Annotated in this window: 30 protein-coding genes and 4 pseudogenes; 11 read left to right on the forward strand and 23 right to left on the reverse strand. The window is 63.3% G+C overall.

The features are described 5' to 3' along the window. Positions 1–639 precede the first annotated feature (639 nt). Genes TZ53_RS03985 through TZ53_RS03995 form a run of 3 tightly spaced genes read right to left on the reverse strand, consistent with a single transcriptional unit; the run spans position 640 to position 2928 of the window. Entirely contained in the window at positions 640–1170 is a 531-nt protein-coding gene (locus tag TZ53_RS03985) for a VOC family protein (RefSeq protein ID WP_044660497.1), read from the reverse strand. Between the two features lie 57 nt (positions 1171–1227). Beyond that, the gene (locus TZ53_RS03990; protein ID WP_044660498.1) at positions 1228–2076 is read right to left on the reverse strand and encodes an alpha/beta fold hydrolase; all 849 of its coding nucleotides are present in this window, start codon (positions 2074–2076) and stop codon (positions 1228–1230) included. A gap of 27 nt (positions 2077–2103) precedes the next feature. Continuing rightward, positions 2104–2928 carry an oxidoreductase gene (locus tag TZ53_RS03995; protein ID WP_044660499.1) on the reverse strand — a complete coding sequence of 275 codons (825 nt, stop codon included), beginning with the start codon at positions 2926–2928 and terminating at the stop codon, positions 2104–2106. 100 nt (positions 2929–3028) lie between these two features. Between TZ53_RS03995 and TZ53_RS04000 the strand changes: the two genes are divergently transcribed. Then, a complete protein-coding gene (locus TZ53_RS04000; RefSeq protein WP_044660500.1) occupies positions 3029–3889 on the forward strand; it encodes a LysR family transcriptional regulator in 861 nt (286 codons plus the stop codon). Between the two features lie 25 nt (positions 3890–3914). Here the strand turns inward: TZ53_RS04000 and TZ53_RS04005 are convergent, their stop codons facing one another. The 7 genes from TZ53_RS04005 to TZ53_RS04025 all read right to left on the reverse strand — a co-directional run bounded on the left by TZ53_RS04005 (position 3915) and on the right by TZ53_RS04025 (position 7469). After that, a complete protein-coding gene (locus TZ53_RS04005) occupies positions 3915–4496 on the reverse strand; it encodes a DUF308 domain-containing protein (RefSeq protein ID WP_044660501.1) in 582 nt (193 codons plus the stop codon). Between the two features lie 113 nt (positions 4497–4609). Then, positions 4610–5251: an NrsF family protein gene (locus tag TZ53_RS04010; protein WP_044660502.1), complete on the reverse strand. Its 642-nt coding sequence runs from the start codon at positions 5249–5251 to the stop codon at positions 4610–4612. Further along, positions 5241–5744, reverse strand: a complete 504-nt coding sequence (locus tag TZ53_RS04015; RefSeq protein WP_044660503.1) for a sigma-70 family RNA polymerase sigma factor — start codon at positions 5742–5744, stop codon at positions 5241–5243. The genes TZ53_RS04010 and TZ53_RS04015 overlap by 11 nt, the downstream gene beginning before the upstream one ends. 267 nt (positions 5745–6011) lie before the next feature. Beyond that, the gene (locus TZ53_RS27455) at positions 6012–6161 is read right to left on the reverse strand and encodes a hypothetical protein (RefSeq protein ID WP_229742755.1); all 150 of its coding nucleotides are present in this window, start codon (positions 6159–6161) and stop codon (positions 6012–6014) included. Positions 6162–6174: 13 nt separating this feature from the next. Beyond that, the gene (locus TZ53_RS27900) at positions 6175–6261 is read right to left on the reverse strand and encodes a hypothetical protein (RefSeq protein ID WP_249902384.1); all 87 of its coding nucleotides are present in this window, start codon (positions 6259–6261) and stop codon (positions 6175–6177) included. Positions 6262–6354: 93 nt separating this feature from the next. Continuing rightward, the gene (locus TZ53_RS04020) at positions 6355–7143 is read right to left on the reverse strand and encodes an SDR family oxidoreductase (RefSeq protein ID WP_044660504.1); all 789 of its coding nucleotides are present in this window, start codon (positions 7141–7143) and stop codon (positions 6355–6357) included. Further along, positions 7140–7469 carry a nuclear transport factor 2 family protein gene (locus TZ53_RS04025; RefSeq protein WP_044662845.1) on the reverse strand — a complete coding sequence of 110 codons (330 nt, stop codon included), beginning with the start codon at positions 7467–7469 and terminating at the stop codon, positions 7140–7142. Before TZ53_RS04025 ends, TZ53_RS04020 begins: the two co-directional genes overlap by 4 nt. Before the next feature lie 194 nt (positions 7470–7663). Between TZ53_RS04025 and TZ53_RS25935 the strand changes: the two are divergent. Then, a pseudogene (locus TZ53_RS25935) lies at positions 7664–8081 on the forward strand (IS5 family transposase); the annotation flags it as partial. A gap of 42 nt (positions 8082–8123) precedes the next feature. Here the strand turns inward: TZ53_RS25935 and TZ53_RS04030 are convergent. Continuing rightward, complete coding sequence (locus tag TZ53_RS04030; protein ID WP_044660505.1) at positions 8124–9347, reverse strand: IS256 family transposase; 1224 nt, start codon at positions 9345–9347, stop codon at positions 8124–8126. Between TZ53_RS04030 and TZ53_RS04035 the strand changes: the two genes are divergently transcribed. From TZ53_RS04035 to TZ53_RS04040, 3 genes and pseudogenes are all read left to right on the forward strand, one after another. Beyond that, on the forward strand, positions 9310–9756 hold the full coding sequence (locus TZ53_RS04035) for an IS5 family transposase (RefSeq protein WP_272947349.1): 447 nt from the start codon (positions 9310–9312) through the stop codon (positions 9754–9756). The two genes, TZ53_RS04030 and TZ53_RS04035, sit on opposite strands and share 38 nt — an antisense overlap. 18 nt (positions 9757–9774) lie before the next feature. After that, a pseudogene (locus TZ53_RS25940) lies at positions 9775–9993 on the forward strand (LysR family transcriptional regulator); the annotation flags it as partial. Positions 9994–10107: 114 nt separating this feature from the next. After that, a pseudogene (locus TZ53_RS04040) lies at positions 10108–10374 on the forward strand (DNA-3-methyladenine glycosylase I); the annotation flags it as partial. A 116-nt stretch (positions 10375–10490) separates the two neighbouring features. On the opposite strand, the gene TZ53_RS04045 reads toward TZ53_RS04040, so the two are convergent. The 3 genes from TZ53_RS04045 to TZ53_RS04055 form a co-directional block, all read right to left on the reverse strand. Next, on the reverse strand, positions 10491–11342 hold the full coding sequence (locus TZ53_RS04045; RefSeq protein WP_229742756.1) for an aldo/keto reductase: 852 nt from the start codon (positions 11340–11342) through the stop codon (positions 10491–10493). A gap of 88 nt (positions 11343–11430) precedes the next feature. Next, on the reverse strand, positions 11431–11727 hold the full coding sequence (locus TZ53_RS04050) for a putative quinol monooxygenase (protein WP_044660506.1): 297 nt from the start codon (positions 11725–11727) through the stop codon (positions 11431–11433). Between the two features lie 77 nt (positions 11728–11804). Next, positions 11805–12602, reverse strand: coding sequence for a type 1 glutamine amidotransferase domain-containing protein (locus TZ53_RS04055; RefSeq protein ID WP_044660507.1), 798 nt, complete (start codon positions 12600–12602; stop codon positions 11805–11807). Positions 12603–12718: 116 nt separating this feature from the next. Here TZ53_RS04055 and TZ53_RS04060 point away from each other — a divergent pair, with 116 nt between their 5' ends. Next, positions 12719–13633, forward strand: a complete 915-nt coding sequence (locus tag TZ53_RS04060; RefSeq protein ID WP_044660508.1) for a LysR family transcriptional regulator — start codon at positions 12719–12721, stop codon at positions 13631–13633. Positions 13634–13736: 103 nt separating this feature from the next. Here TZ53_RS04060 and TZ53_RS04065 read toward each other — a convergent pair whose 3' ends face one another. After that, positions 13737–14843: a Fic family protein gene (locus TZ53_RS04065; protein WP_044660509.1), complete on the reverse strand. Its 1107-nt coding sequence runs from the start codon at positions 14841–14843 to the stop codon at positions 13737–13739. 393 nt (positions 14844–15236) lie between these two features. Between TZ53_RS04065 and TZ53_RS27830 the strand changes: the two are divergent. Together TZ53_RS27830 and TZ53_RS26630 are read left to right on the forward strand one after the other, a co-directional pair. Then, positions 15237–15404, forward strand: a pseudogene (locus TZ53_RS27830) (hypothetical protein); the annotation flags it as partial. Positions 15405–15454: 50 nt separating this feature from the next. Then, positions 15455–15661, forward strand: a complete 207-nt coding sequence (locus TZ53_RS26630) for a phage integrase central domain-containing protein (protein ID WP_044660510.1) — start codon at positions 15455–15457, stop codon at positions 15659–15661. A gap of 13 nt (positions 15662–15674) precedes the next feature. On the opposite strand, the gene TZ53_RS04075 is transcribed toward TZ53_RS26630, so the two are convergent. From TZ53_RS04075 to TZ53_RS04105, 7 genes are all read right to left on the reverse strand, one after another. Further along, complete coding sequence (locus tag TZ53_RS04075; protein ID WP_044660511.1) at positions 15675–16430, reverse strand: DUF2889 domain-containing protein; 756 nt, start codon at positions 16428–16430, stop codon at positions 15675–15677. Positions 16431–16504: 74 nt separating this feature from the next. Further along, positions 16505–17287: an enoyl-CoA hydratase/isomerase family protein gene (locus TZ53_RS04080; protein WP_044660512.1), complete on the reverse strand. Its 783-nt coding sequence runs from the start codon at positions 17285–17287 to the stop codon at positions 16505–16507. Then, positions 17284–18354: a phosphotransferase family protein gene (locus tag TZ53_RS04085; RefSeq protein WP_044660513.1), complete on the reverse strand. Its 1071-nt coding sequence runs from the start codon at positions 18352–18354 to the stop codon at positions 17284–17286. Before TZ53_RS04085 ends, TZ53_RS04080 begins: the two co-directional genes overlap by 4 nt. Next, positions 18351–19790 carry a DUF1254 domain-containing protein gene (locus TZ53_RS04090; RefSeq protein WP_044660514.1) on the reverse strand — a complete coding sequence of 480 codons (1440 nt, stop codon included), beginning with the start codon at positions 19788–19790 and terminating at the stop codon, positions 18351–18353. Before TZ53_RS04090 ends, TZ53_RS04085 begins: the two co-directional genes overlap by 4 nt. Beyond that, positions 19787–20947 (reverse strand): acyl-CoA dehydrogenase family protein, encoded by a 1161-nt coding sequence (locus tag TZ53_RS04095; protein ID WP_044660515.1) that lies wholly within the window; start codon positions 20945–20947, stop codon positions 19787–19789. The genes TZ53_RS04090 and TZ53_RS04095 overlap by 4 nt, the downstream gene beginning before the upstream one ends. Continuing rightward, complete coding sequence (locus tag TZ53_RS04100) at positions 20944–21696, reverse strand: SDR family NAD(P)-dependent oxidoreductase (RefSeq protein ID WP_025547936.1); 753 nt, start codon at positions 21694–21696, stop codon at positions 20944–20946. The genes TZ53_RS04095 and TZ53_RS04100 overlap by 4 nt, the downstream gene beginning before the upstream one ends. Beyond that, positions 21693–22580, reverse strand: coding sequence for an SDR family NAD(P)-dependent oxidoreductase (locus TZ53_RS04105; RefSeq protein WP_044660516.1), 888 nt, complete (start codon positions 22578–22580; stop codon positions 21693–21695). Before TZ53_RS04105 ends, TZ53_RS04100 begins: the two co-directional genes overlap by 4 nt. A 169-nt stretch (positions 22581–22749) precedes the next feature. On the opposite strand from TZ53_RS04105, the gene TZ53_RS04110 reads away from it, so the two are divergent. Next, complete coding sequence (locus TZ53_RS04110; RefSeq protein ID WP_044660517.1) at positions 22750–23439, forward strand: carboxymuconolactone decarboxylase family protein; 690 nt, start codon at positions 22750–22752, stop codon at positions 23437–23439. Between the two features lie 13 nt (positions 23440–23452). On the opposite strand, the gene TZ53_RS04115 is transcribed toward TZ53_RS04110, so the two are convergent. Further along, positions 23453–24205 carry an SDR family NAD(P)-dependent oxidoreductase gene (locus TZ53_RS04115; RefSeq protein WP_044660518.1) on the reverse strand — a complete coding sequence of 251 codons (753 nt, stop codon included), beginning with the start codon at positions 24203–24205 and terminating at the stop codon, positions 23453–23455. Positions 24206–24323: 118 nt separating this feature from the next. Between TZ53_RS04115 and TZ53_RS04120 the strand changes: the two genes are divergently transcribed. Both TZ53_RS04120 and TZ53_RS04125 read left to right on the forward strand, forming a co-directional pair. Then, on the forward strand, positions 24324–24941 hold the full coding sequence (locus TZ53_RS04120; protein WP_025547929.1) for a TetR/AcrR family transcriptional regulator: 618 nt from the start codon (positions 24324–24326) through the stop codon (positions 24939–24941). A 2-nt stretch (positions 24942–24943) separates the two neighbouring features. After that, positions 24944–25741, forward strand: coding sequence for a helix-turn-helix transcriptional regulator (locus TZ53_RS04125; RefSeq protein ID WP_044660519.1), 798 nt, complete (start codon positions 24944–24946; stop codon positions 25739–25741). The last annotated feature ends 36 nt before the right edge of the window (positions 25742–25777 follow it).

Raw genomic sequence — 25777 nt, forward strand, 5'->3', positions numbered from 1 at the left:
TTGTAGTGCGCGGACGGATCCATTTTGCATCTCTCACAATGGAGAGAGCCAAGTTCAGCGATGAAGGCCGGCTTCTTGTCAGCGGTCAGCTAGGGATCGCGCTCCTTGCGCATGTGCATGACGCGACGCAGCGCGCCGCCGAGTGCACTGGTGACGGGCAGGGCATTCTTCGCCAGAGCTCGCATAGACGAGGGGCATCACCAAAATATGGTTGCGATCAGGTGCAGACTGCGGCGGAATATGGTAGGCGCAAATAGATCGAAAAAAGTTGTCAGAGAGGCGGTTTTGGGCATCGAACCTCTCCGTCATTCACTGCTGCGGGTACAAATGAGGGTATTTAGTCGATCTCGTTTTGAGGACTAAGATTTTAAAACAATTGCATAAAATCTGATTTCGAGTCCTCTTCTGGCACCATTTGTTCTTCCGGGGACGTTCGAGAACGTCTAATCACCCTTCCCTGTGCTGAGCTCTGGCCGAACTGAACGGTGGTTAAACTATGCCCCTGCCAGGCCATATCGTTATTCATCAGGCCTCACGCAGGGATTGGTGAAATAAGGGAACGCGCCCGGCAGCGATCGTCTTTGTAATGCTTGACGGTTGGCGGTCGCCGATGACGCGGCCCCCCTATCTGCGTCCAGCTTAGTCCTCGTCCTGCCATCTGCGCAGATCCGTCTGGTCATGATACGCCATGCGGTCCGGCGTGGTGATGAATTCCATTGTCGTGCCCCACGGCATGCGGCAGTAGCAGACCTTGTTTCCAGGACCCTTCTCGGTCGCATAGGGAATAGCGCGCGGCGCGGTTAGGGGTATGCCTCCCGCCTTTTCGAAGCGCTTGACCGATGCGTCGATATCATCGGTATAGAGCGCGAAGTGCGTGATGCCGAAGTCGCTCGCACGGATCGGCTGGGCCTGTTCGGGGCCGTGCATTTCGAAGAGCTCGATATCGGGCCCGGTGCCGATCTTGACCATTGCCTGCGCGCGCACGACTGTGCCGGGGAAAGCACCGACGGCGCGCTCGAACTCCGGCCCCTGCCGCGGCGGGTCCTGCGGGCCGAAGGACTGGTAGATCAGCTGGCCGCCGAACGCTTCTACCAGGAACGATTTTGCGGCTTCGATGTCGGGTACCGTGATGCCGATGTGATTGACACCGCGAATGACGGGTACGGTCATGACAGTTCCTTTGCTGTTTGCGATCTGCCCGGCTCACAGGGGGACGGACAGCGGGTTTCAATTTGGGTTGAGGAACGCGATCAGGGCGGCTGCGACTTCATCCGGCCGCTCGTCCGCGACATAGTGGCTGCACCTCGCGATCGAACCGCCCGTCACATGGGTGGCGAACTCCTCGAGCATGGGCACCATCTGCGGGCCGAAGCGCTGGTCCCCGCCTAGGCCGAACACCGGTATCCCGAGCGGTTGCTTCTTGTACTCGAGCGCTGCCGCATGATCGGCCTTGAGGGTGCGATACCATTCCATGCCGCCACGCAAGCGGCCGGGCAGTGCCATCGCCCTGGCGTAGATCTCGACATCGGCCGGATCGAAGCGGCTATGATCGTAGAACCGCTCCGCCATGAAGGCCGAGATATAGTCAGATTCGCGGCCATGGATGAGGCGCTCAGGCAGGTCCCGGTTCATATGGAAGCCGAAGTGCCAGAGCCTCGCGGTCGTCGCTTCCCATCCGGTCCAGCCAGGAAGCGGAACGTCGAGGACGGCGAGGTGGGTGACAGCCTCCCGATAGAGAGCAGCCTGCGGCAAGGCGACCATTCCGCCGATGTCATGTCCGCACACGGCGTAGCGCTCGTGGCCGAGGGCGATCATGACCTCATGCGCGTCACGCGCCATGTTCGCTTTGTCATAGCCGCCCTGCGGACAGTCGGAGAAACCGGCGCCGCGCAGGTCGATGGCCACCACGCTGAAATGCTCGGCCAGCAGCGGCATCACATGGTGCCATTCCCACCATGTTTCCGGCCAACCGTGCAGCAGAAGGATCGGCGGGCCCGAGCCCCCTGTGACTGCGTTGATCTTGATGCCGTTCACCGGCACCAGCTGCTGGGTAAAGCCTTGCAAGGCTGCGATCATGATCGCCCTCCAGTCAGATGTTGATGTTCAAACAGGGTCGAAGTCGGTGGCGATCGTGACAGCGCGCCAGGCGTCGATATCGCTGCGGAAGGCCGCCAGCTTTCGCTCGGCGATAGCGTGCGCGGCCGGGCCGAGCGGCAGGTGAAGCGGCGCATCATCGGCATCGACCGCCTGGAGGATCACCGCGATTGCCTTGTCGGGATCGCCCGCCTGATTGCCGTCGTTCGTCTCGCGATAGGGCTTGCGTGAGGTTGCGGCATATTCCGGCATCTCGTTGGCGGCCATGGCGATCGACCGGCCAAGGAAGTCGGTACGAAACGGCCCGGGCTCGACGATCAGCACACGGATGCCGAACGGCTTCAGCTCCCCGGCGAGCGCTTCGGAAATGCCTTCCACCGCAAACTTGGCGGCGTGGTAATAACCACCGCCGCCGCGGCCCTCGATACCCGCGCCGGACGACATGTTGACGATCGTTCCGCCCGAGCGCCGCAGCACAGGCAGGGCTGCTTTGGTAGTCTCGATCAGGCCGAAGACGTTCACCTCGAACATCGGCCGATATTCCTCGGGCATGCCTTCCTCGATCGCGCCGAACAGGGCGTAGCCGGCATTGTTCACGAGCACGTCAAACCCGCCGAACGTCTCGACCGCCTTGGCGACCGCCCCTTTGGCCGCGGCCGGATTGGTTACGTCGAGTGGCAAGGTGATCATGCGACCGCCGAACGGTGCGGCCATTTCCTCAATCGCCTTCACATTGCGGGCGGTCGCGATCACCCGATCGCCGCGCTCTGCTGCGGCGAGCGCGAGCCGCCGACCGAAGCCGCTCGAACAGCCGGTGATGAACCAGGTCTTCATGATTGTGCACCTCCAGACGATAGAGGCGATGTAGGTGTTTAGATTTGTTCTTTAACTGACAGAAATGTATTCCCGTCGTTCATTTTTGTGCAGGTGGTCCATGGAATGGAGTGATGTGAGGATTTTCCTGGCGATTGCGCGATCCGGCTCGCTCGGCGGCGCTGCGCGGTCGCTTCAGACAAGCCATCCGACCGTGGGCAGACGCCTTCGCGCCCTTGAACAGGCGGTCGGTCATACCCTGTTCCAGCGCACGGCAGACGGTCTTGTTCTGACCGAGGAAGGCCACGGGATCATCGCGCTGGCCGAGCAAATGGAAGAAGGCGCGCTGGCCATGGAGCGCCGGCTCGCAGGGCAGGAGCAGAACCTCAAAGGCAGTCTGCGCATCTCGTCAGCCGATTGGTTCGGCGCCTATGTCCTTCCTCCCATCCTGGCAGATTTCTCGAAAGCCTACCCCAATGTCGACGTGGAGATCCAGACTGGGACGCGCCTCTTCAACCTTGCCCAGCGCGAGGCCGACGTCGCTTTTCGGATCGTCCCGTTCAACTCGGCCGATGTCGTTCAGCGGCGGCTCTTCAGGCTCGATTACGATGTCTACATCGCCGAGGAAGCGGCCGATCCCGAATATGGCGATGGGACCGGATTCCGGCTGATCACCCATGACACATCCACGGGCCATTTCCCGGACATCGAATGGCTGATCGAGAGTTTCCCCAATGCGAGACCAATTCTGCGATCGAACAATCGCAACGTTCAGGGACGCATGTGTCGGGAAGATGTCGGCATCGCCGTCCTGCCTCGCGTGGTCGGCAGTCAGATCCCGGGCATCCGCAGACTGGAGCTACCGAAGCCTCCGCCGACGCGAGACATCTGGGTGGGATACCACCGAGACCTACGGCGTCTCGTGCGTCTTCGCGCGTTCATCTCTACGGTATCGAACCATCTCGTAAACGCGGCCGCGTGATGCACGGCCCGCGTTCGGACGTGTGTCAAGCCGCGACGGCCCTGGAGCGTCGGCGCACGGCGCTGATGGTCAGTGAGACCGCCGAGATGAGGAAATAAAATGCGCCGAAGGCGGCGTAGGGTGCGATGTCGGCGATGCTGACCGGTGCCGCGCCAGCGGCCTTGCTGAGCATATGCGCCCCGGCGAGCCCCGACTGAGCGCCGCTCAGGATCATCGCCCACTGCGCGCCATAGGACTTCCAGCGCCGTACCCCGGTCAGGAGCTGGAACAGGCCTGAGAGCACCGCCCACACGCCGAAGATCTGAAGAACCGCATGCATCCCGTGCGGCAGGGTCGCGGCGACGGTGACAGCAGTCACGATGCTGACGACGAAATTTAGCATCTGGCTCTTGTTTCTCGCCAAGCCGCCGCTCCGGCTGGCGTCGAGATAGTTCGCCAGCGCGTCCCAAGCGGGATAGGCGACAAGCATCACCGCAGCCAGCGGCGGCATGGCCTTCGCCACCGTGAAGGCGAGTGCGACCCAGATCGCGGAGACGGCGAAGCGCAGATAATAATAGGTCTTGAGCCAGTCCCGGTCCGGGGACTTCGTGTCGGTGACGGTCTTCATGGCATGGTTCCTTTTTGTGATGCAGGCGCACGTCTCCCGTCCCGAAATCCGGGTGGATCGGTGATGGTCGGTTCAGGCGGTGCGCGGCTCGCGATTTGCCGCGTCGGTTTTGGCTAGAGGCGGAAGCGTCGCGGTAGGCGCCATCGTGCGACGGCCGTCACGGCGGCGCACCCGATGCTATACCAGACCACCACGTAAAGAGGGTCGTTGAAAGGGCAGCAGAAGGCGAAGACGAAAGCCCCGCAGGCGCCGGCGGCGATGCCGGAGGCAAGCCCGCTCAGCCGTGGCTGGGTCGGCGCGGCTTTCCGCATCAGAGCGCCAAGCAGCGCCACGATCGGTACCGAGAGCACGAAGATCGAGGTGGCGCACACGATTCCGCTGGCCGGATTGATGCGATCGAGCAGCGCTCGCTCGCTCGCGCCATCGGGGGTGACGAACACGCCCCCGACGATGGCCGCGACCGTGAGGGCGCAGGCGAGCATCAGCCCCCGGCGCGGCTGCGCCGTTGGTGAGAAGGACCGGATCGCCAGCACGCAGGCGATCGCCGCCAGCAGGCCGAGACTTCCCACCCGCCACATCAAAAACGGCGAGCCGGCCATGTGACTCATGTCCGGCCGCATCGCGCCCAGGCCCAGGAAGAGCATGAGCTCCGCGGCACCCAGCGCGAGGACAAGTCCGCCCTCGCGCAGCATGCTGCGGCGCTGAACGGGCGTTAGGTCCGAGGACAGGTCGGCGATCAGGGATTCATTCGACATCGTGGGTCTTCTCAATGATGGCCGACAGGCGCGCGAGCCCGCGGTGGATGTTCATCTTCACGGCCGAGGGGGAGAGGCCAGTCTGGCCGGATGCGTCCTCGATGCTGTAGCCCTGCACCTTGACCAGCAGGATCGCCTGGGCCTGCGCGGGGCGGAGTTCGTCAAGCAGGCTGGCCAGAACCGAACTGCTGACCACCGAAGCCTCATGGTCGCCCACGGCCATGTCGTCGGGCAGCTCGTCCACGGGTCGGCGCGCCAGGCTGCGCAGCTGGTCAACCCATTTGTTCTTGGCAATCGCCGCCAGCCAGGGTCCCAGCGGATATTGGGGATCATATGTGTGGCGCCGCCGATGGACGGCAAGCAGCGTCTCCTGGATGGCGTCATCCACATTGCCCGGCGGCAGCCGCCGCTGGAAGTAGCGCGTAAGCCACTCGGACATCTCGCCGAGCAGCCGACGATAGGCGCCACCGTGGCCGTTTTGTGCCGCAACCATCAGGCTGCTCCAGTCGTCCGGCGCAGTTCGGGACGGACGCTCACGGCTGGCCGGCGCCTTGTCCGACGCAGGCTTTGAGATCAATCTCGCGAGGAAGTCCGAGCGCATGATCTCTTATTCGACCGCCACGCCGCCCCGGTCACCTCTCTTTGCAATTATTTCAGATTGCGTGTGGGTCGGCGGTAACCTTTTGCGGGGCAAGCCGTCGATGGTCGCAGCAGAGTGGCGCCACCAATGCCTTGATCGTCGATTTGCCGCCTCATGTAATTATGCGGCAATAGCCCTGCCTCGTGCCGACCTGACGTCTCTAACCGGCGGCCGACCGAACATCCGGCTATATTCGCGGTTGAACTGGGATACGCTTTCGTACCCCACGTCGAAGGCGGCGTTGCTGGCATTGCGCCCTTCCGACAGCATCAGTCGGCGCGCTTCAAGCAGCCGCAGGTGCTTTCTGGAACTGCAGCGGCGAGAGCGACGTCACAGCGTGAAAATGTTGGTGGAAGGCGGACTGACTCATCCCCGCCGCCGCTGCCAGCCGATCGACCGGCAGAGGCCTCGCATATTCGGAGCGCAGGATCGCCACGGTTTGCCGATCACCAGGTCGGCGCTCTCAAACGGTGCGGATGGTCCCGCCGTCGATGACGAACTCAGTGCCATGGATCGCGGCGGCGCGGTTCGAGGCGAGGTATGCGATGAGGTCCGCCACCTCCTCAGGCTCGGCTCCACGCCCGATCGAGATACCGCCAAGGGCATCGAGCACGGACTGGCGTGCATCCTCAACCGTGCCGCCATTGGCGGCTCGAAGCATTTCGAGAAAGTCGCCGGTCGCCTCGGTCATGATCCAGCCGGGTGAAACGGCGTTGACCCGCACACCCTTTGGACCGAGTTCCTTCGAAATCGACTTGCTGTAGGTCCTGAGCGCCGCCTTAGCGGCGGCGTAGGCAGTCGTGGATTCGGGAAGCGGCAGGACGGACTGGATCGAAGTGACGTGCACTACGGTGCCTGCGCCGCGCTCGATCATCTGTGGGATCAGCAGGCGATCAAGGCGGATGGTCGCCAGGAGGTTGAGGTTCAGCTCGGCAAGCCAGTGCTCGTCGGTCAGCGCAACGAAGCCACCGGCCGGCGACGCCGATCCACCGACGACGTGCGCGAGGATGTCGATGCTGCCAAGCCGGTCGAGCGCCGCCTTGGCGAACGCTTCGCCGCCCTCGCGCGTGGTCAGATCAGCCTGAACATATTCGACGCCCTCGATGGTATCCTTGATTGCCCGGGCGGCTGTGATGACACACGCTCCGCCGGCTAGGAAGCGCTCGACCGTGGCGCGGCCGAGGCCCTTGGTGCCGCCGCTGACCAGCACGCGCTTGCCGGCGAACTCGCCGGGATCTGCCTTGATGCTCATACCGTGGTCTCCAGCGTCCTGATGGCGCCGTGCGCCAGCGTGAAACGATAGGTGAAACGCAGCGGACTGCCCGGGAAGTCGCCATGAGCGGGACCTTCGACGATGACATCGCCGCCTTCTTCCCGAACGGTGTCGGGCTCGAAGATCGCTTTCACCGGGATAACTTCTTCCTCGAACAGCTGGCGGATTGCCGCCTGTCCCTCGAAGCGCTTGCCATTGTCGATGAAGACAGCGTCGCGCAGAAATGGCTTCATCAGGCCGTCGAGATCGAGACGCGCATTTGCCTCGACAAAGGCGGCGATCGGCGTGGGTAGATCAATTGTCATGGTCATCTCCTCAATGGTGATGACGATGATTTAGCGATGGACTTTTCGCCTGATAATCGAGACAAATCGCCATAGCGTGTCACGAAAAACAGGATAATGAGTCGTCATTCATTGATCGAGCTAGGCAGTAGTGACATTTTAGGGATTCACGGCGGTTTGGATTTGTGATTCAAGGCTGGCTTTTGGAGGCTGGCGTGGAAGGCGAAGTGCTGCGGGATGATCAGTGGGAGCGGCTGCGGGAGTTCGTTCCGGGCGGGCGCAAGGGCAAGCGCGGTCCTCGCAGTGACGGACGGTTGTTTCTTGACGCCTTGCTCTGGCTGGCGCGTTCAGGGGGACGCTGGCGCGATCTACCGGAGAAGTTCGGTCCCTATCAGACCGCCAAGCGGCGTTATTATCGCTGGGTCGAGCAAGGCGTGATCGACCGGATCTTCGAGGCTGTGTCGGATGATCCCGACATCGAATGGCTGGCGATCGATGCGACCGTGATCCGCGCCCAGGCCCAGGCGGCTGGAGCACGGGTAAAAAGGGGGGGGCGCTCAAGCCCAGGCTCTCGGGCGCTCGCGAGGCGGGTTCGGCACCAAGATCCATGCCGTAGTCGATGCCTTGGGCTTGCGGGACTGTCAGGAATTTCGTGTGCGGCGAGGCGGTTGACCATCAGGCCGTCATGGCCCTGATGAAGCGTTCGCCGAAGAGAACGGCAAATTGAGCCTTCGCCATGTTCCACTCGCGCGGCGGCATTTTCCACTCTTTTTCCGATCGGTTCAAGATCAGATAGAGCAGCTTGGTGGCGGCCTCATCGTTGGGGAAATGACCTCGCGCACGAACGGCGCGGCGGAGCTTTGAATTGAGGGCCTCTATCGAGTTTGTCGTGTAGACGATCCGCCTGACTTCTTCAGGAAACGCGAAAAATGGGATGACTTCGGGCCACGCCCTGCGCCAGCTCTGGCCGATAGCCGGATAGCGTTGCCCCCAGAAGCCCGCTTCGAAGGCCGTCAGCGCTTCCTCGGCGGCTACGGCATCGACGGCGCGGTAGATGGCCTTCAGAGCTGCCCCAAGCGCCTTACGGTCTTTCCATGCCACGAAATCCATCGAGTTCCGCAGCAGATGGACGATGCATGTTTGAACCATCGCTTCGGGGAAGACGGCGGTGATGGCGTCGGGAAAACCCTTCAGGCCATCGACGACGGCCAGCATGATATCCTCGACACCGCGGTTGCGCAGTTCGTTCATGACGCGCAGCCAGAACTTGGCGCCTTCATTCTGCTCCAGCCATAACCCCAGGACCACCTTGGTGCCGTCGGCCATGACGCCCAGGGCAATATGGATCGCCTTGTTGCGGACCATGCCTTCGTCGCGGATCTTGACCCGGATCGCATCGAAGAAAACCAGCGGATAGGCTGGGTCCAGCGGGCGTTGCTGCCAGGCTGTGACCTCCTCCAACACCGCGTCCGTGATCGTGCTGATCAGGTCGGGCGAGGCCTCGATGCCATACAGTTCGCGCAGATGCCCGGTGATCTCCCGGGTGCTCATGCCGCGCGCGTACATCGAAATGATTTTGTCGTCGAAGCCGGGGAAGCGTCGCTGGTATTTGGCAATCAACTGCGGATCGAAGCTGCCAGCCCGATCGCGTGGCACCTCGATCTCGATCCGTCCTCCGTCGGTCGTCACTGTCTTGCGGCCATAGCCGTTCCGGCTGTTGTTCCCTTGCTCCTCCTGGCCAAGATGGTGATCCATCTCCGCATTGAGCGCACGTTCGGCAAAAGCCTTCTTCAGGGAATCAAGCAGGCCGCCCTGGCTGAGCGCTGCCGCCGCGTCAGTGCCGGCAAGCAGCTGATCGAGAATGTCGTTCGGTATCGAGGGTTCTTTGCGTCGTGACATATTGGGTCTCCTTGTTACCCATTATGCCTCGCCACACACGAAATTCCTGACAGTCCCGGGCTTGCCGATCCGCTTCATCCTCGGCCCCGGACAGCAAAACGACATGGCGCCCGCCTGCGATCTGATCCGCGGCATCCCGGCTGGCAAGGTTCTGGCTGATCGGGCCTATGACGCCGACAGTTTGCACGATCTCATCTACGAGCAAGGCGGCGAGCCGGTCATCCCACCTCGCCGCCATCGCAAATATCAGCACCACTATGATCGCATCGCCTACAAACAGCGTTGGGGCATCGAGGGCTTCTTCGCCAAGCTCAAGCAGTGGCGCCGTATCGCAACACGCTATGACAAACTCGCCGCAAACTTCCTCGGCTTCGTCAAACTCGCCAGCATCATGCTATGGCTCAAATGATTAAATCGTCGCTACGGCCTAGAGTCCGTTCTTGCCATCGTGCGGTGCGGCTCGTTTCGCGCGGCGGCGCTGGACCTTGGCATATCGACAACGGCCATAAGCAATGCGGTTGGCAAGCTCGAGCGACAGCTTGCGGTGCGGCTGTTCAACCGTACCACGCGCAGCGTCTCGCTCACCCATGCGGGGCGGATCTTCGTCGCACAGATCAGGCCGGCGCTCGAGGACATCCAAAAGGCTTCGAAAGGCCTTTGCCGGATTCGACCCGTAGACCGTCTCCCGGTTCGACGAGGACGATTCGCGCGTTTGATGGCTGATTCCGGCATCGTTCGCGCCCAAGCCAAAATCCGCGCCACCATTCGCGGCGCGCAGATTTATTGCGAGATGTCCGAGCGCGGCGAAAGCTTCACCGACTATTGCTGGGCCTTCACCGACGGCAAGCCGATCAAGAACGCCGGCGGCGCGTGGATCGCTACCTCGCCGTTCTCGGAGTCGATCTCCAAGGACATGAAAAAACGCGGCTTAAAATTTGTCGGGCCGACGATCGTCTATGCCTGGAGGCAGGCGGTCGGCATCGTCAACGACCATGAACAAGGCTGCCTCCGCAGGGACGCACGTTAGCAAACCGTGCGGTTCCGAGACCGCGCCGGATCAGGATCAGAGCGGCAATGGCGCGGCCGGATTGACGAGACCTGCATCGCGCAGCTCGCGCCAGAAGTCGGCCGAGATCGTCTGGTTCAACGCTGCTGTGTCCTCAGCGATGCGCTGCGGGCGGCTGGCTCCAGGGATGACGGCTGCCACCGCCGGATTGGCTGCAGCCCCGCCGCCTTCATGCTGATGCTGTAGCGGTCCGCAATTGCCTTGATCGCAGCAACCTTGGCGAGAATTTCCGGCGTGGCAGGTGCATATTCGAAATTCGGCCCCCCAACGAGCGCGCCCGAGCTATAGGGGCCGCCGACAACGATGCCCAAGCCGCGCTCAGCGACCTTCGGCATGAGGCGTTCGAGCGCACGGTCGTGGTCGAGCAGCGTGTAACGTCCAGCGAGCAGCGAACCATCGGGGCGCGGGCCATCGAGATCGAGCAGCAGCTCGACCGCCTCGACCCGGTTGACGCCGAGGCCCCAGGCCTTGATCGTGCCCTCGTCGCGCAGCCGGTCGAGCGCCTTGAACGCGCCGGTGCGGGCTTCCTCAAACTTCGCCAGCCATTCGTCGCCATAGAAGTCCTGCGCCACGTCATGGACCCAGAAGATGTCGATATGGTCGGTCTGCAGGCGCTTCAGGCTGTCCTCGATCGAGCGCAGCGTCGCGTCGTGCGAATAGTCGTTGATCACGTTGTTGGGTCGCCCATTGGCGAACACGGCGCCCTTCTCGCCATTGTCGCGCGGCGCATCATCCACCTCGTCGAGCACGATCCGGCCGGCCTTGGTGCTGATCACATATTGATCGCGCGGCTTGTCCCTGAGCGCCTCGCCCATGCGGATCTCAGCGAGACCGCCGTAGAAAGGCGCATTGTCGAAATAGCGGATGCCGTCGTCCCACGCTGCTTCGACGGTGGCGAGCGCTTCCGCATCGGGAATCGCGCGAAACATATTACCGAGCGGCGCGGCACCAAAGCCGAGTTTGGAGGAAGGATGTCCTTGAGGGCCATGATGTTGATCCCTGTTTCTGTGATCTCGTTCAGGCGACCGCCGCCGGCGCGAGCGTGAAGGCGCTTCGCTCCGCGAGGTCGTTGATGGCGGCGAGATAGGTTTGAAAGTGCGGGGATGCACGATGCGCTGCCACCGCGTCGGCGTCTTCATAAAGCTCGTCGAGCACGAACCGGTCCGGCTCCGCCTGATCGGTCCAGAGATCGTAGCGCAGATTGCCGGGCTCGGATCGCGAAGGCGCGATCATGCCGTCGAGCAGATGGCGCAACGCGTCGGCCTTGCCGGTGCGAGCGGTCAGCACGGCGACGATCTTGATATGGCTGGTCATGGCGGTTGCTCCTGCCTGGAATGGATGGAGGGACGAGGCGGGGCGCGTTCGCAGCGCCCCACCGGTCATCCGAGTTCTCACGCGGTCTGCCGCGCGTCGAGTGCCTTGACCAGCGCCTTGGCGATGGGGTGGTCCGAACGCGGGTTCTGACCGGTGATCAACTCGCGGTCGATGACGACGTTCGGCTCGAAGTCCACGGCGGTCGTCTCCACCTTGCCGCCGGCGGCGGTCAGCGCCTGCGGCATGTCGAAATACATCTTGGCATGCAGGATGTGATCCTCGACCACCTTCTCCTCACTGCCTGAGAAGATCGTCATGCGATAGCCGGCATAGGGCCAGTTCTTCGCCCATTCGCGCGCCTTGTCGTCGGCGCCGGCGATCAGCGCGGCGCGGAACGCACGCGGATCATCCATCGCCGCGGCGAGCGCGATCGGGCCGTGGCAAAGCAGCGCCGTCGGCTTGGCCGTTTCGTGGAAGTGACGCAGGATCTCGCCCACTTCGGCGTCCTGCATCAGGTCGACCACCGGGGCCTGGCCGCCGGGGAAGAAGACACCGGCATACTGGTCGAGCCCGCCATCGATGACTGAGCGTAGCGTCACCGGCGCGTTCATGGCGGGGCTGTTGTCGTAATAATCGCGAGCGGCGCGGTAGGCCACTTCGTCATTCTCGAAATGCGCCGGCGCGTCCGACGCGGCATCGATGATCGGCTTGCTGCCGTTCGGGGTGGCGAGCACGACCTTATAACCGGCAGCTTCGAGCGCCATCGCCGGGACGACCGTCTCGTTGAGATACTGACCCGTAGCGCCCCATTTGTTGCCCTGCACCTCGATGCGGGTGGCGTTGGAGCCGATCAGCAGAACCTTACCCTTGCTCATGGAAACCTCCTGTCTTCGATCTCGTCCGCATTCCGGACGACCAGGAGATGCGCCTTTCGCACTCATTGCAGAAGTTTATTTCTTGGATTTTAGATATATGTGTGAGAGCATAACTCATGCGCTACGACCTCAATCTGCTGCCGATCTTCATCGCGCTGATGGAGGAGCGCAGCGTCACCCGTGCCGCTGAGCGTCTGGGCATGACGCAACCAGCGCTGTCCAATGCGCTGGCCCGGCTGCGGTTGATGCTGAAGGACCAGCTGTTCATCCGTGAGCGCTACGGCATCCAGCCGACCCCGATCGCCTTGGAGCTGGCGCCGCAAATTGCGGACGCACTCGCCAGCCTGGATGACGCCGTGCTCGGGCAGCAGGACTTCGACCCCGCCAGTGCCGAGCAACTCTTCACCATCGCGCCCAATGGTTATGTCGAGTTCGTGATCGTGCCAGTCCTGGTAGCGAAGCTTGCTGAAGTCGCGCCCCGCATCAAGCTGCGGCTCACGCCTTACGGCAACGACCTGACCGAGACCGGCGTCGTCTCCGGCACCACGGCGATGGTGCTCGGCCGCATCATCGATCCGCCCGACAATCTCGTGGTTCAGCATCTGATGGACGAGGCGCTGGACTGCGTCGTGCGTGCCGGGCATCCGGACATCGGCGACGCGATCACGCGCGAGCAGTTCGAGGGCATGCGCCACGTCAACGTGGTGCCGCCCGGCCGCATGCGCGCCGGGCTGTTCCAGGCGCTGGCACAGCAGAACCTGAAGCGAGAGGTCGCGCTGTCGGTCACCAATTTCTTTGCTGTGGCGGAGATGATCGGGGTGACCGACTACGTTGCGACCCTACCACGGTTGATCTGCCGGCGGTTAGCGCATGATCCTCGCTTGCATATTCTGCCCGCGCCGGTCGATCTCGGCACCTTCCCCGTCGAGATGGCATGGCATGTCCGCTACCGTCACGACCCGGCGCACCGCTGGTTGCGTGGACTTGTCGGGCAAGTGATCGGCGAACTAGCGGCGCCAGCTCGACGTTAGCCTTCCCTCCGCTGATCACGCTTTCGGACGCTTGCTCCCGCCTGTTCTCGAACGAGCCTGACCGCGCACGGCACAGAGAATATCTGACGTGCGGGGCGGTTGGTCATTCGCTGAGGTTTAAATAGTATCTTGTGTGCTTCAGTTCTCCTTCCTTGCGAAGGGCTCCTAACTCCACCAGTTCTGCGAGATCGCGAGTGGCTGTCGCGGGGGCTGCGTCGGTGATGGTCCGGTAGTTTGCCGCGCTCAGGCCACCCCTGAAGCCGTCCGGTCCTTCGGCGAACATCCGGATCAGGGCCTTCTCCTGCCGTGCGTTGATCCGACTGCGGAGACGGTCGAGCAGCTTTGCCTTAGCCAAGAGGAAATGAACCCGATCAAGCGTGCGCTGTTGGGCGGCGAGCACGATATCCGAGAACCATTCGAGCCAATCGTCGATCCGGTTGGATATACTCGCACGCTGAAGCTGGGCGTAATAGTCCTTGCGATGGCGCTGGACCATCTCTGCAAGAGCCGTGATTGCGGGCGCGTCAAGCCCTTGGGCCAGGGCCTTTTCCGCAATCGCGCGGCCGAGGCGCCCGTTGCCATCTTCGAAGGGATGGATGGACTCGAACCATAGATGAGCAATACCCGCTCGCGTCAGCGCGCTCACCGGTGAAGGGCCCGTCGGCCCGGTATCGTTGAACCAGGCAATGAATGCGTCCATCTCGCCTGGCACCGCTTGCGATGGCGGCGCCTCGAAATGCACCTTCGGCGCGTGCACGGCTCCCGATACGATCTGCATGGGATCGGCATGTGATCGATATCGGCCTATGTCGGCGAGGTCCCGCCTACCGTTCATGAGCAAGGCGTGCCAATGGAACAGCATGGCATCGCTGACCGGCTCGCCATAGCTGCGGAAGAGATTCGCCATGAGTTCTGCAGCGCCCGCCTCGGCGGCATTGGCTCGGCGGTGGTCGGCCTTGATCCCCAAATGCTTCGCGACCGACGACTGCACGCTCGCGCGATCGAGGATCTCTCCCTCAATTGCAGAGCTATCGACAGCTTCTTGTGCCATGAGTTCGATGGAAAGGTTCTGACGATCGTCGGCATGGAGGTGGGCCATGACACCGACCAGAATACCGGCACCCTTCAGAAACTGGTCCTCACGGCCTCTCAGACGCGTCGCGTCATAGGCGAAGTTAGACCAGTCGGGTTGTTGCCAATTCCAACGCATGATCGATAGCACTCCTTTATATCGATCACCATATCGCGCAATCTGATTTATATAAACGCTTTTTATCGCTCAGCTTTGTCGCAACCACGGTCTGTCCGAAAATTGTAGGCGTATTTCGGACAGACCCCAGCCGCTGCCAGCGGGGCTCGAACCGCTCCGTCCGTTCACGTCCAGCCTTTTCCACGAATTCAGATCGTGCTAATGATCCCTCTGGCGACTTCGCAAGTCTATGATTTGACTGCGAAATCAATCGTTTAGGTGCCCCGCGATAAAGCTCTTCTGGCACCATTTTCCCGTCCGAAGACGTCCCGGAAACGGCTGAAATATGTTGTTCCTTGAGCTATAACCGTCCGGTGAAATCCGGGCAGATACGGCACCAATTGGGCACGAGGGGTGGTATATCCGAGGGTATCGTTTTCCGTCCTTTGCAAGGACGATACCCCCGATGAGCACCCTGTTCGCGACCAACTAGCCAACGCCAAACCGCAAGCCAAGGACTTAAAGCTGTCGGGCGGCGGTGGTCTCTATCTTCTCGTGCGGACCAACGGCGCGGAGCTTTGGCGCCTCAATTATCGCTATCTCGCAAAGGGTCGGTCGCTCGCTTTCGGGGCATGGCCGAGATCGCATCGAGCAAGATTCCTTGGCTGCTGGACAAGACCTATCCCAAGATCGGCAACAGACCCGTCTCCAAAATCACGGCGCAGGAGATTGTGGCCGTCCTGCGCTTCATCGATGAGACAGGCCGCTACGAAGGCACGTCCTATGCGGACCCTCCTTGGGCGCATCTTCCGCTACGCCGTCGCGACCATGGTTGCTGAATGTCAAAAGTGCCTATGCTTCACGCTGGAGACGGTGCAGATGAGCCTCCTTCTCTCCGGTCATGACCGCGGTTTCCACTGGTCCGGTGCTGTAGGCGTAACATCGTCCAAGCATCTCCGGATTGTCGCGGGCAGGGCGACCGGCAGCTTGTGAGGGGCGGTAGCGCCGACCGATGGCTATGAGCCAAGTACGCGCCAAGATGGTGGCGGCTTCAAGTTGATCCTGCTCGAAAACCAGACTGGCCCATGCGGCAAAGCCTGTTCCCAATGGCCTTCCCCGAAGCTCCAGCGGCTCCAGGATCGCGCCCTGCCGGACCAGCCAGCGACAGACCAGCCGACCATTTCGCCAGATCGTCATGGGGACAGGCAATTCGACTTCGTCCGGGACCTCCGCTTCATAGAGTATCTCCGTCGATGGTCTTTGAGCATGGCCAATGGCCATGACAGCCAGGTCCAGAAGGTGGGTGCAATGATGGCGTGCAATCCCCCCGGCGTAAAAGTCGCGGGTTCGCGTGCTGATCGGCAGGCCCACCAAGGACTGAAGCTGGTGGACTGCGGCAGGGCATGCCGTGGTGGGAATGCGGACGCTTTCGCCGGTAATGGCGGTCACGATCGAGCAGTCGTGCACGATGGAACAGCGCATCTCGTGAAAATTGTCGAGGAGATGGGCGTTGACCCGATTGGATTGCGCGCGCAGGGATACGCGGCGAATGGTGGCGCCGGTCCCGTAATCGGGATTGAGTGGAAAGTTGAGTTGCTTAGGTCTCATGACAAGGGCGCGAACCTGCCGACATGGTTGCGACGTTCATGCGGCTTGCAGCGCGCTTTGTCCATCGCCCTGGGTTACATGAAACGCGGCGGTCGCTTCGCCAGGAAGGCGGCGACTCCTTCCCGCCCCTCCGCCGCACCGGCCGATTCGGCAATCGAGGCGGCTTCGCGCTCCAGCTGGGCGGAAAGGTCGGCGGTTGCCGATTCCATCAACAAGGCGCGACATCTGGCGAGTGCGCGGATCGGCCCCTTCGCGAGCGCCGACGCGACGGTCGACGCCTCGGCGCGGAGCGCATCGTCGGTGACCACGCGCGTCACAAGGCCGAATTGCGCCGCTTCATCCGCCCCGATCCGTCGATTGGTGAACAGCATCTCCAGCGCCCGGCGCATCCCGATCAGGCGCGGCAACCACCATGATGCGCCGCCATCCGGCGTCAGCCCGACGGCGCTGTAGGCCGAGGTGAAATGCGCGGAGGCGGCTGCGAGCGCAATATCTCCCAATATCGCAAGGCTGAGCCCCGCGCCGGCCGCGGGGCCGTTGATTGCGGTGACCAGAGGCTTTTCCATCGTGGCAAGCCGATGAATGCCGGCATGGAAACTGTGCGCGAGGGCACCGACCGCCGCTTCGGCATCTTCCCCGGCCGCGGAGAAGGCATCGATGTCGCCGCCGACGCAGAAGAATTTGCCGCTTCCGGTCAGGACGACGCAGCGTATTTGCTGGTCCGCCGCGCAGTGCTCCGCCAGTTCATGCAGGCGGAGTGCGAATTCAGGATCGACGGCGTTGCGCTTTTCGGGGCGCGCCAGCGTCAGCCAGGCGACGCCGTCCTCGATGTCGAGCGTGATGGCCGGGCTGTTCATCGGGCGCCAGCCCTTTCCGCCTGCCGCCACGCCAGACGCATGAGTTCCGGCAGCACCGCGACGCGCTCGCGCGCCTGCGCGGAGGACGCATTGCCGCGAATGACCCGGCCCTTGATGCCATGGAAGATGGCGGCGAGGCGAAAGAAGTTGAAGGCGATATAGAAGTCGTAACCCGGCATGTCCGCCAGCCCCCTGCGCCGACAATAGGCGGCGAGATAGGCCTCTTCATCGGCTATGCCGAGCGCGGCGGGGTCGCTCCCGCCCAGGCCGGCGACGATATGCGGCGGCATCCGATACATCATCGCGTGATAGGCGAAGTCGGCGCCCGGATGGCCGAGCGTCGAAAGCTCCCAGTCGAGCACGGCCAACACGCGCGGCTGCGTCGGGTGGAAGATCAGATTGTCGATGCGGAAATCGCCATGGACGATGCTCGTTTCCTCGCCCGGCGGGATGTGGGCGGGGAGCCATTCCACCAGCCTGTCCATATAGGGATCGCGCCCTGCCTCCGCGTCCTCAAGATATTGGCGGGACCAGCGCGCGATCTGCCGTTCGAAATAGTTTCCGGGTCGGCCATAGTCCGCAAGGCCGGCGGCCACATGATCGATGCTGTGGAGGTCGGCGATCGTGGCGTTCATCGCATCGAAGAGCGCGGCTCTTTCTGCGGGGGACACATCGGGGACCGCGGCATCCCAGAAGATGCGGCCCTCCACCATGTCCATGACGTAGAAGATCGTGCCGATGATCGCGGGATCGGTGCACAGGCCATGGACGGCGGCGACCGGGAATCCTGCCCCGGAGAGGCCGGCGATCACTCTCGCCTCCCGGTCGAGCGCATGGGCCCCTTTGAGCAGGGGGCCGGGCGGTTGCTTGCGCAGGACGTAGCTCTTGCCCGGCGTGATCAGCTTGTAGGTCGGATTGGACTGCCCGCCCTTGAACTGCTCGACCCTGAGCGGCCCGCCATAATCGGCGACATTGGCGCGCATCCAGGCGTCCAGCGCTCCCAGATCCAGCTCATAGCCGGGGCGGACGGCGGCGGTGCCGCTATTGTCTTCGACCAGGGCATTCATCGTGCGTCGCCTTCCCTTGAAATGGGCGGGGGCAGCCATTGGCCGTTCAGCATGTCGGGCTTCGGTCCGTAGGCGCGGATCACCACGAAAAATGGGCCAGCCGGTGCGGGAAGCCAGTTTCCATCGGAGGATGCGGCGTGTTGGATGCGGATTTCGATCGACCCATCCTTCTGCATCTTCAGGCCCTTTGTCCGGTCGCTCACCAGATAGCGGCGCAGCGGATTGGGATGAAGGGCGAAGGTCTTCGCGTCGTAGAGGGTGACGGACCAGAAGCTGTTGACGGGCGGAGGCCTTTGCAGCCGCAGCATGTAGCGCGACGACGCGCCGTCCAGCGCCGCGCCCTGGCCGTCCGCGAACGTGGTGTAGGACGCATTTTCCTCCCGCACATTCGCGCCGAGGCCGGCCATGTTGATGACGGACCGGCGCAGATAATTGAAACCGTAAACGCCCTTGTTGACCTTCATCCAGCCCGTGCCGGTGGGTTCGCCCAACTGCGACTTGGCGCGGGTGAGCATGTCCAGCGCCTCCGCGTAACCGCTTTCGATCGCGGCTCGCATGGCCGGGGTCAGCCTGTCAGGGTTGAACGGGCGGTCGCCCGCTATGCCGAGCAGCCGGAATCGCGACACAAGCGCCTCCTCGCCCGGCTGCCAGCCATTGGCCCGAAGCAGATAGTCGAGCGCCCGGAAATAGCCGATAGCGCCAGAGGCGGGTGGTGGTGGCGATGTTTCGCCATCAGAGTCCGCCGTCCCTTCGCCTTCCGGAACGATGATCCGGACCGCATCCTGAAAAGCACGCGCAGTCCGGACTTCGGCGTCGGACTGGGCGAAGGCGCGCATCAGGATCCATAGCTGGGTGGTGGCGGCTGGATAGACCGTGACCCCGGCGGGCGGGATGCCGCGCCAGCCGCGCGGCACCAGCAGGAAGCGGCTGCCTTTGACGCCTATCGTGCGATTGCTGAGATTGCTGGGATTGCCGAAAATGTCGAAGATGTTGAGCGTGAAATATTTGAGCTGCGTGGCCGGGATGTCGATTTCGACCGGCCCCTTGCTCAGGTCGATCCAGGCGGTGGAGTAAAGCGTGTCCGTATTGGGCACCTTGAAGGTGGCATAGTCCGGCCCCGCCAGGTTCCTCTCATGCGCGAAGCGGTTGAATCCGGTATAATTGCTCGAACTTCGATCGAACACCTGCCGATAGAGTTGCTCATAATGCAGATAGGCAGCCATGCCATAGACGGTCGCATCGAATGCGACGGTCCGGAGCAGGGTGGCGCGGTCCTTCTCGTCCCTGGGCAGCAGGTCCTCGCCATATCCGGCTTGCGAAGTGGGCGCTTCCGGCGCGGCGAAGTTCGCTGGCTCGGCATGCCCAGCGGTCGACATAAGGATCGGCAGGAGGACCAGCATCGGCCGCATGGCCGGCATCCATCGTCCAGCGTTCATCCCTGCGCCGCCTTCCAGTCGCGCTTGATCTTCTTGGCCAGGCTCCACTTATGAACCTCGGTCGGGCCGTCGTAGATGCGGAAGGCGCGGATTTCCCGGAACGCCTGCTCGACGATGGTGTCGCCGGACACGCCCGTCCCGCCCATCACCTGAACGCAGCGGTCGGCGACGCGGAACAGCGCGTCCGACACCGCGACCTTCGCCATGGAGCTTTCCGCCGTGCCGAGCGAACCCGTGTCGAGAACGCCCGCGCACCAGTCGATCATGCGTTCGGCCTGCTTCAGGTCGATGAGGTTGTCCGCCAGCATGAAGCCGACGCCTTCATGATCGACCAGCGGCTTGCCGAAGGCGTGGCGGCGGCAGGCATAGTCGGTGGCGATTTCCTGCGCGCGCGTCGCAAGGCCGAGCCAGCGCATGCAGTGGGACAGGCGGGCAGGGCTGAGGCGTATCTGCGCATAGGCGAAGCCTTCTCCGCTCGCGCCCAGCATCTGGTCCGCCGGAACGCGCAGATCGACGATGTCGACCTCCGCATGCCCGCCGGGCATCGAACTGTCGATCGTGTCGATCACGCGCACCGTCCGGATCGCCGGGTCGGGCAGGTCGACAAGGAACATGCAGGCGCCCTCGTCCGACCGGGCCATGACGATGCCCACGCGCGCCCCTTCCGCCCCGGTGATGAACTTCTTGCGGCCGTTGATGACCCAATGATTGCCGTCGAGCCGGCAGGTCGTCTGCATCATCGACGGATCGGACCCCGCGCCGCCGGTTTCGGCAGGCTCGGTCATGAAGAAGGCGGAGCGCGCTTCGCCCCTCACCAGCGGGTCGAGAAATCGCGTCTTCTGTTCGGCGCTGCCGACCTTTCCGAGCAGATACATATTGCCTTCGTCAGGCGCGGCGGTGTTGCAGGCGAGGGGGCCGAGCGGCGACAGGCCGGTCTTGATGAGGACGATGGCCGTTTCCCGCTGCGTCAGATGCGATCCGTCAGGCAGGATATGCGGGGTAAGCACGCCTGCTTCGCGTGCTTTTGCGCGCAGCTCCGCGACGAGCGCGTCTTCCGGGCCATGGAAGCCGAGGCGACTGTCCTTTTCATAGGGAATGATCACGGTCCGGACGAAGGCTTCCACTTTCGACGCGATGGCGTTCGCTCGCTCGGTCATTGCGCAGTGCTCCCCCCATCGATCACAAGTTCGGCGCCCGTCATGTAGCGGGACTCGTCGCTTGCCAGGAACAGGATTCCATCCGCTATCTCCTCCGCTTCCCCGATCCGGCCGAGCGGGACATCCGCCAGCAGGCTCCTGGCTGTTTCCGCATCGGCATAGGCAGGCGCGGTCAGCGGCGTCGCGATGTGACCGGGGTGAATGGAGTTCGCCCGCACGCCATTGCCGGCGGCAGCGCATTCGAGGGCGGTCGCCTTGGTGAACATCCGGACACCCCCCTTAGCCGCGCTGTAGGAGCCGGTGCCCGCCCCGGCCACGATGCCCCGAATGGAGGACATGTTGACGATCGCGCCCCGGCCCGAGGCGGCGAGCAGCGGCATCATATATTTGGTGCCCAGGAAAACACTGTCGAGATTGACGGCGATGATCGAGCGCCATTGCGCCAATGTCGTGTCCGCAATCGACGCGAACTTGCCGAACCCGGCATTGTTCACGAGGATGTCGAGCGTGCCGAACCGTGTTCGTATCCGATCCGCCAGCGCGACCCATGCCTGTTCATCGGTGACGTCCATGACGGCGACCTCATGGCCGTCGCCCGGCAGGGACTTGGCCGCATCCGACAGGGCATCTCCATTGCGGTCCGCCAGGATGAGTGTCGCGCTCTCCGTCGCGAAGCGCCGTGCGGTGGCGAGCCCGATGCCCGAAGCGGCGCCGGTGATGAGCGCGATCCGCGCCTGAAGCCTGCTCACGATCTTTCCTCTTCTGCGTCAGCCTTGCCCTTGCTGAGCGAAATCAGGCTGTCGAATAGCGGATTTTCCCGCGCAAGGATCGATTGCGTCCGCTGCGCGATCACCGGATCGTAACGGGTCGTGGTAAAGACGTAGAACCGGTCATTCCGGATGCCGTCGAACGCCTGCGCGGCGACTTCCTCAGGCGATGGGGCATTCTGGAACAGATTGTCCGAAATCGACTGGAACTCGGCGGCTTCCGCCGGCTGCCCATCACTGGATCGCAGATGGGCAGGGCGGGATCGTTCGGCCTCGTAAATGCGGGTTGCGACCAGGCCGGGACACAGCATCGTGACGCCAATCGGGGCGTTCCGCTCACGCAGGCCGGCATAGAGCGCTTCGGTGATGCGGACGACGGCATGTTTGGACGCGCCATAGACGGCGGAGCCTTCGCCGCTCACGAAGCCGGCCACGGACGCGGTGTTGAGAATATGTCCCGGCCGTCCCTCGGCCAGCATCCGGGGCACGAAGCTGCGGATGCCGTTGACCACGCCCTCCATGTTGACCCCGAAGGCCCAGCGCCAGTCCTCCAGCCCATATTCCCAGACGAGCCGGTGGCGGCCGCCGGGGACGACGCCGGCATTGTTGCACAGCAGGGATACCTCGCCGAAGCGCGACCATGCGAGGTCGGCCAGAGCCTGTACCGCCTCCGGATCGGCCACGTCGGTTCTGTGGAGCGCGATGGCCGCGCTGTCGATGGTGCCGGCCACTGCTTCAAGGTCGGCAAGATTGATGTCGGCGAGGACCAGCTTCATCCCCTCCCGCGCGGCAAGATGCGCGAGCGCCGCGCCGATGCCGCTGCCGGCCCCCGTAATGACTGCCGTCCTGCCCTTGAAGTCCCTCATCCGGGCGTGCTCCTCTCGCATCGGCCGAACCGGGATCGGCCCTGTATAAGCGTGCGATGTAGTCGACCGTCCGGTCGGACGTCAACTCCTTATCAGAAGTTGACCGCGATCGCGAAGCGGCATAGCCATGTTCAACCGACCGGACGGTCCATGCATTATCGGAGAGACGATGACTGATCTTCTGCCCCCGCTCGCCAGCCTTGGCCGCCTGCGTCGCGACGCCCCGAAGACCGTCGCGGGATTTCGCCGCTGGCGCGCGATCATCGATACCGATGGCGCTGTCCCCGCCCGGATGAAGCGATTGTTCGTCGCCTGCGCCGCCACGATGAAGGGCTATCGGGAACTTGCGACGCGGGAACTGGCCGAAGCCCGGGCGGCCGGTCTCACCGAGGCGGAGGCCGGCGCGGCGATCGCAATCCTGGCAAGCGTGCGCGGCGAGGGGGCGTCGCTGCGCTTCCATGATCTTTTCCGGGAAATCTACCCCGAAGCCGTCGATCCCGATTGGCCCGACGACGACATGGTGGTGGAAGATGGCGCGGCGCAGGCCAATTTCCTTCAATATTTCGGCACCATGCCCCCTTCGCTGGGCAAGCTGTTCGAGGTCAAGCCCCTTGGCGCCGACGCCTATTATCTCATGCGCGAGGGGACTTTGTCGGGGACGGCGCTGGGGCCTGTCCATGCGGAACTGCTGCTCGTCACCGTCCTCGTCGCCGATTATAGTTCATGGGCGTCCGTTCACATGAAGGGCGCGCGCACCGCCGGCGCCAGCGAGGAAGCAGTGGCCGAAGCGGTGATCTGCGCCGTGCCGACCGCCGGCCTGTCCGCCTGGGTCATCGGCGCGACCGCGATGGATGCGTGAGGGTCGTCCGTCCTTAAAGACCGCTGACGAGGTGCCCGCCATCCACCGCGATGACCGCGCCCGTCATGTAGCGCGACTGATCGGAACATAGCAGCAGGAGCGGCCCGTCCAGATCCTGCATCTGGCCCAGTCGCTTCTGCGGGATGCGCGAGATGAGCCGCTGACCTGCGTCGGATGCGAAGAAGTCGCGGTTGAGGTCCGTCTCGATATAGCCGGGCGCGAGCGCGTTGACCCGGATGTCGAACGCCGCCCATTCCAGCGCAAGCGCCTTCGTCAACTGGATGAGGCCGGCCTTGCTGGCGGCATAGGCGGCCAGCCCCTTGGACACGCGTTCCCCCAGGATCGAGGCGACGTTGACGATCGTCCCGCCTTCGCCCCGCATCATGCGCGCCGCCTGCTGGGCCACGAGGAAGGCGCCGGTCAGATTGGGCTGGAGCACCTGCGACCACTCGGTTGCGCTGAGATCGAGCGCCGCACGCATGTGGGCTACGCCTGCATTGTTGACGAGGATGGAGAGAGGCGCCGCAAGGTCGCGCTCGATTTGCCGGAAGGCCGCCGCGACCGCGTCCGGATCGGTCACATCCATGGCGACGGGAATGCATGTGCCGCCTTGTCGCCCAATCTCATCGGAGAGCGCCGAGAGCGCGTCGACTCGGCGCGCCGCTATCACGACCGTCGCCCCTTCCCGCGCCAGCAGGCGAGCGAAATGCCGGCCCAAACCCGAACTCGCTCCGGTGATCAGCGCTGTCTTGCCCTCAACTTGCATTGTCCGCTCCCTCGCGCTTGCATTCTTTTCATCCAGCCGCCATCCCTAGGAGGAACCGACCAGACGGTCGACTTACCTTTGTGAGAGGTAGGACGCAGAACAGGGAACAGAGCCGGCGATGGCGCGAGAAGCAACAAAGAAACGGCAGACGACCGAGGCGCATGACGAGAAGCGCAACGAGATATTGAGGCATTGCGCGACGCTGTTCGACCGGGTGGGATATCACAAGGCGTCGATGCAGATGCTGGCCGATGAGGTGGGCCTCGGCAAGCCGACGCTCTACCATTATTTCCCCAGCAAGAACGCCATCCTCTTCGCGATGCACGACGCCCATATGAGCGCGCTGCTGGCAGGCCTCGACGAGGAAGGCGGATCGGACGATCCGCTCGGCCGCCTGCGCGCGGCATGCATCGACATCCTGCGGCAGATTGCGGAGCATCCGGGTTATGTCCGGGCGTTCATGGACCATTATGAAGATCTGGAAGGCAAGATGCGCGACCATATCCGGGCGCAGCGCAACGCCTATCTGCAGCGGGTGCGCGGCATCATCGAACAGGGGATCGCGAACGGCCATTTCCGCCCGTGCGACCCGGGGCTCACCACCCTTGGCTTCCTCGGCATGTGCAACTGGGCCTATAAATGGTATCCTCCCCTGGCCAAGCGCAGACCGCCCGAGGACGTCGCCGACGCGATCTGCCAGCCCTTTTTCGAGGGGCTGAGCCTGAAAGGCCGCTGATCATGTCCGCTGCCGGCCCCTCCTGCACGATGCCGTCCGCCGCCCTGATCGACGCGGTCCGCTTTTCGGAGCCGGGGGGGATAGGACCGGCGGCGGAGCGGCTGCGCGATGCGGTGATGGACCTTTGCGGGTTGCGCACGGCGGTCACGCATAATGTGGCCTCCCGCGAACCGATGCGCGACGGGAATGGCGCCGTGCTGGCAAGCGAGGTTTTTGGTTTTCGCGGCGAGGAGTCGCGCTGGTGGGAGGTGCCTCAGCTTGCCCTTTCCTCGCCCATCGTTCACGCCTGCCGGGTGGAGGCGGAGCCGTTCTGGTGCAACGCGCATGGCTTTTTCACCCGCCTGCCCAACCCGCTGCTCGACGTGATCGACCTCCATGATTTCCGCATCCGGGCGATGACGGCGGCCGCGATCGTGGTTCCGATCCACCTGCCGTTCGGGCAGATCGGCGCGGCCAGTTTCCTCTCGCCCGAGCCCGAGGCCAACGACCTGTCCGATGCCTATGCCTGTGCCGCGGACGCTCTGGCTGTGCTCGCGCGGGCCTTCGTGCAAAGCTATGTCAAGGTTACGGCGCGGGCGCGGCCCGGGCTGGGGAGCATATCCTTGACCAAGCGCGAAGTGGAATGCCTGCGCTGGGCGGCTGCCGGAAAGACGAACGAGGAAATCGGCATCATCCTGGGCCTGCAACGCACCACGGTGCGATTCCACATCCGATCGGCATCCGTGAAGCTGGACGCGGTCAACCGCGACCAGACGATGTTCAAGGCGGCGCAGCTCGGCTTTCTGGGCATGATAAACTAACCCCTGTCGCATTGGTCAGAAGCCGACCGAACGGTC

It is taken from the genome of Sphingobium sp. YBL2, assembly GCF_000943805.1.
In the GTDB taxonomy this organism is placed as follows: domain Bacteria; phylum Pseudomonadota; class Alphaproteobacteria; order Sphingomonadales; family Sphingomonadaceae; genus Sphingobium; species Sphingobium fuliginis.

Excerpts from the sequence above, each read along its gene's own strand:
- TZ53_RS03985 (WP_044660497.1), bottom strand. The coding sequence starts at position 1,170 with ATGACCGTACCCGTCATTCGCGGTGTCAATCACATCGGCATCACGGTA.
- TZ53_RS03990 (WP_044660498.1), bottom strand. The coding sequence starts at position 2,076 with ATGATCGCAGCCTTGCAAGGCTTTACCCAGCAGCTGGTGCCGGTGAAC.
- TZ53_RS03995 (WP_044660499.1), bottom strand. The coding sequence starts at position 2,928 with ATGAAGACCTGGTTCATCACCGGCTGTTCGAGCGGCTTCGGTCGGCGG.
- TZ53_RS04000 (WP_044660500.1), top strand. The coding sequence starts at position 3,029 with ATGGAATGGAGTGATGTGAGGATTTTCCTGGCGATTGCGCGATCCGGC.
- TZ53_RS04005 (WP_044660501.1), bottom strand. The coding sequence starts at position 4,496 with ATGAAGACCGTCACCGACACGAAGTCCCCGGACCGGGACTGGCTCAAG.
- TZ53_RS04010 (WP_044660502.1), bottom strand. The coding sequence starts at position 5,251 with ATGTCGAATGAATCCCTGATCGCCGACCTGTCCTCGGACCTAACGCCC.
- TZ53_RS04015 (WP_044660503.1), bottom strand. The coding sequence starts at position 5,744 with ATGGTTGCGGCACAAAACGGCCACGGTGGCGCCTATCGTCGGCTGCTC.
- TZ53_RS27455 (WP_229742755.1), bottom strand. The coding sequence starts at position 6,161 with ATGCTGTCGGAAGGGCGCAATGCCAGCAACGCCGCCTTCGACGTGGGG.
- TZ53_RS27900 (WP_249902384.1), bottom strand. The coding sequence starts at position 6,261 with ATGAGTCAGTCCGCCTTCCACCAACATTTTCACGCTGTGACGTCGCTC.
- TZ53_RS04020 (WP_044660504.1), bottom strand. The coding sequence starts at position 7,143 with ATGAGCATCAAGGCAGATCCCGGCGAGTTCGCCGGCAAGCGCGTGCTG.
- TZ53_RS04025 (WP_044662845.1), bottom strand. The coding sequence starts at position 7,469 with ATGACAATTGATCTACCCACGCCGATCGCCGCCTTTGTCGAGGCAAAT.
- TZ53_RS04035 (WP_272947349.1), top strand. The coding sequence starts at position 9,310 with ATGTCGTTCGGTATCGAGGGTTCTTTGCGTCGTGACATATTGGGTCTC.
- TZ53_RS04030 (WP_044660505.1), bottom strand. The coding sequence starts at position 9,347 with ATGTCACGACGCAAAGAACCCTCGATACCGAACGACATTCTCGATCAG.
- TZ53_RS04045 (WP_229742756.1), bottom strand. The coding sequence starts at position 11,342 with ATGTTTCGCGCGATTCCCGATGCGGAAGCGCTCGCCACCGTCGAAGCA.
- TZ53_RS04050 (WP_044660506.1), bottom strand. The coding sequence starts at position 11,727 with ATGACCAGCCATATCAAGATCGTCGCCGTGCTGACCGCTCGCACCGGC.
- TZ53_RS04055 (WP_044660507.1), bottom strand. The coding sequence starts at position 12,602 with ATGAGCAAGGGTAAGGTTCTGCTGATCGGCTCCAACGCCACCCGCATC.
- TZ53_RS04060 (WP_044660508.1), top strand. The coding sequence starts at position 12,719 with ATGCGCTACGACCTCAATCTGCTGCCGATCTTCATCGCGCTGATGGAG.
- TZ53_RS04065 (WP_044660509.1), bottom strand. The coding sequence starts at position 14,843 with ATGCGTTGGAATTGGCAACAACCCGACTGGTCTAACTTCGCCTATGAC.
- TZ53_RS26630 (WP_044660510.1), top strand. The coding sequence starts at position 15,455 with ATGGCCGAGATCGCATCGAGCAAGATTCCTTGGCTGCTGGACAAGACC.
- TZ53_RS04075 (WP_044660511.1), bottom strand. The coding sequence starts at position 16,430 with ATGAGACCTAAGCAACTCAACTTTCCACTCAATCCCGATTACGGGACC.
- TZ53_RS04080 (WP_044660512.1), bottom strand. The coding sequence starts at position 17,287 with ATGAACAGCCCGGCCATCACGCTCGACATCGAGGACGGCGTCGCCTGG.
- TZ53_RS04085 (WP_044660513.1), bottom strand. The coding sequence starts at position 18,354 with ATGAATGCCCTGGTCGAAGACAATAGCGGCACCGCCGCCGTCCGCCCC.
- TZ53_RS04090 (WP_044660514.1), bottom strand. The coding sequence starts at position 19,790 with ATGAACGCTGGACGATGGATGCCGGCCATGCGGCCGATGCTGGTCCTC.
- TZ53_RS04095 (WP_044660515.1), bottom strand. The coding sequence starts at position 20,947 with ATGACCGAGCGAGCGAACGCCATCGCGTCGAAAGTGGAAGCCTTCGTC.
- TZ53_RS04105 (WP_044660516.1), bottom strand. The coding sequence starts at position 22,580 with ATGAGGGACTTCAAGGGCAGGACGGCAGTCATTACGGGGGCCGGCAGC.
- TZ53_RS04110 (WP_044660517.1), top strand. The coding sequence starts at position 22,750 with ATGACTGATCTTCTGCCCCCGCTCGCCAGCCTTGGCCGCCTGCGTCGC.
- TZ53_RS04115 (WP_044660518.1), bottom strand. The coding sequence starts at position 24,205 with ATGCAAGTTGAGGGCAAGACAGCGCTGATCACCGGAGCGAGTTCGGGT.
- TZ53_RS04120 (WP_025547929.1), top strand. The coding sequence starts at position 24,324 with ATGGCGCGAGAAGCAACAAAGAAACGGCAGACGACCGAGGCGCATGAC.
- TZ53_RS04125 (WP_044660519.1), top strand. The coding sequence starts at position 24,944 with ATGTCCGCTGCCGGCCCCTCCTGCACGATGCCGTCCGCCGCCCTGATC.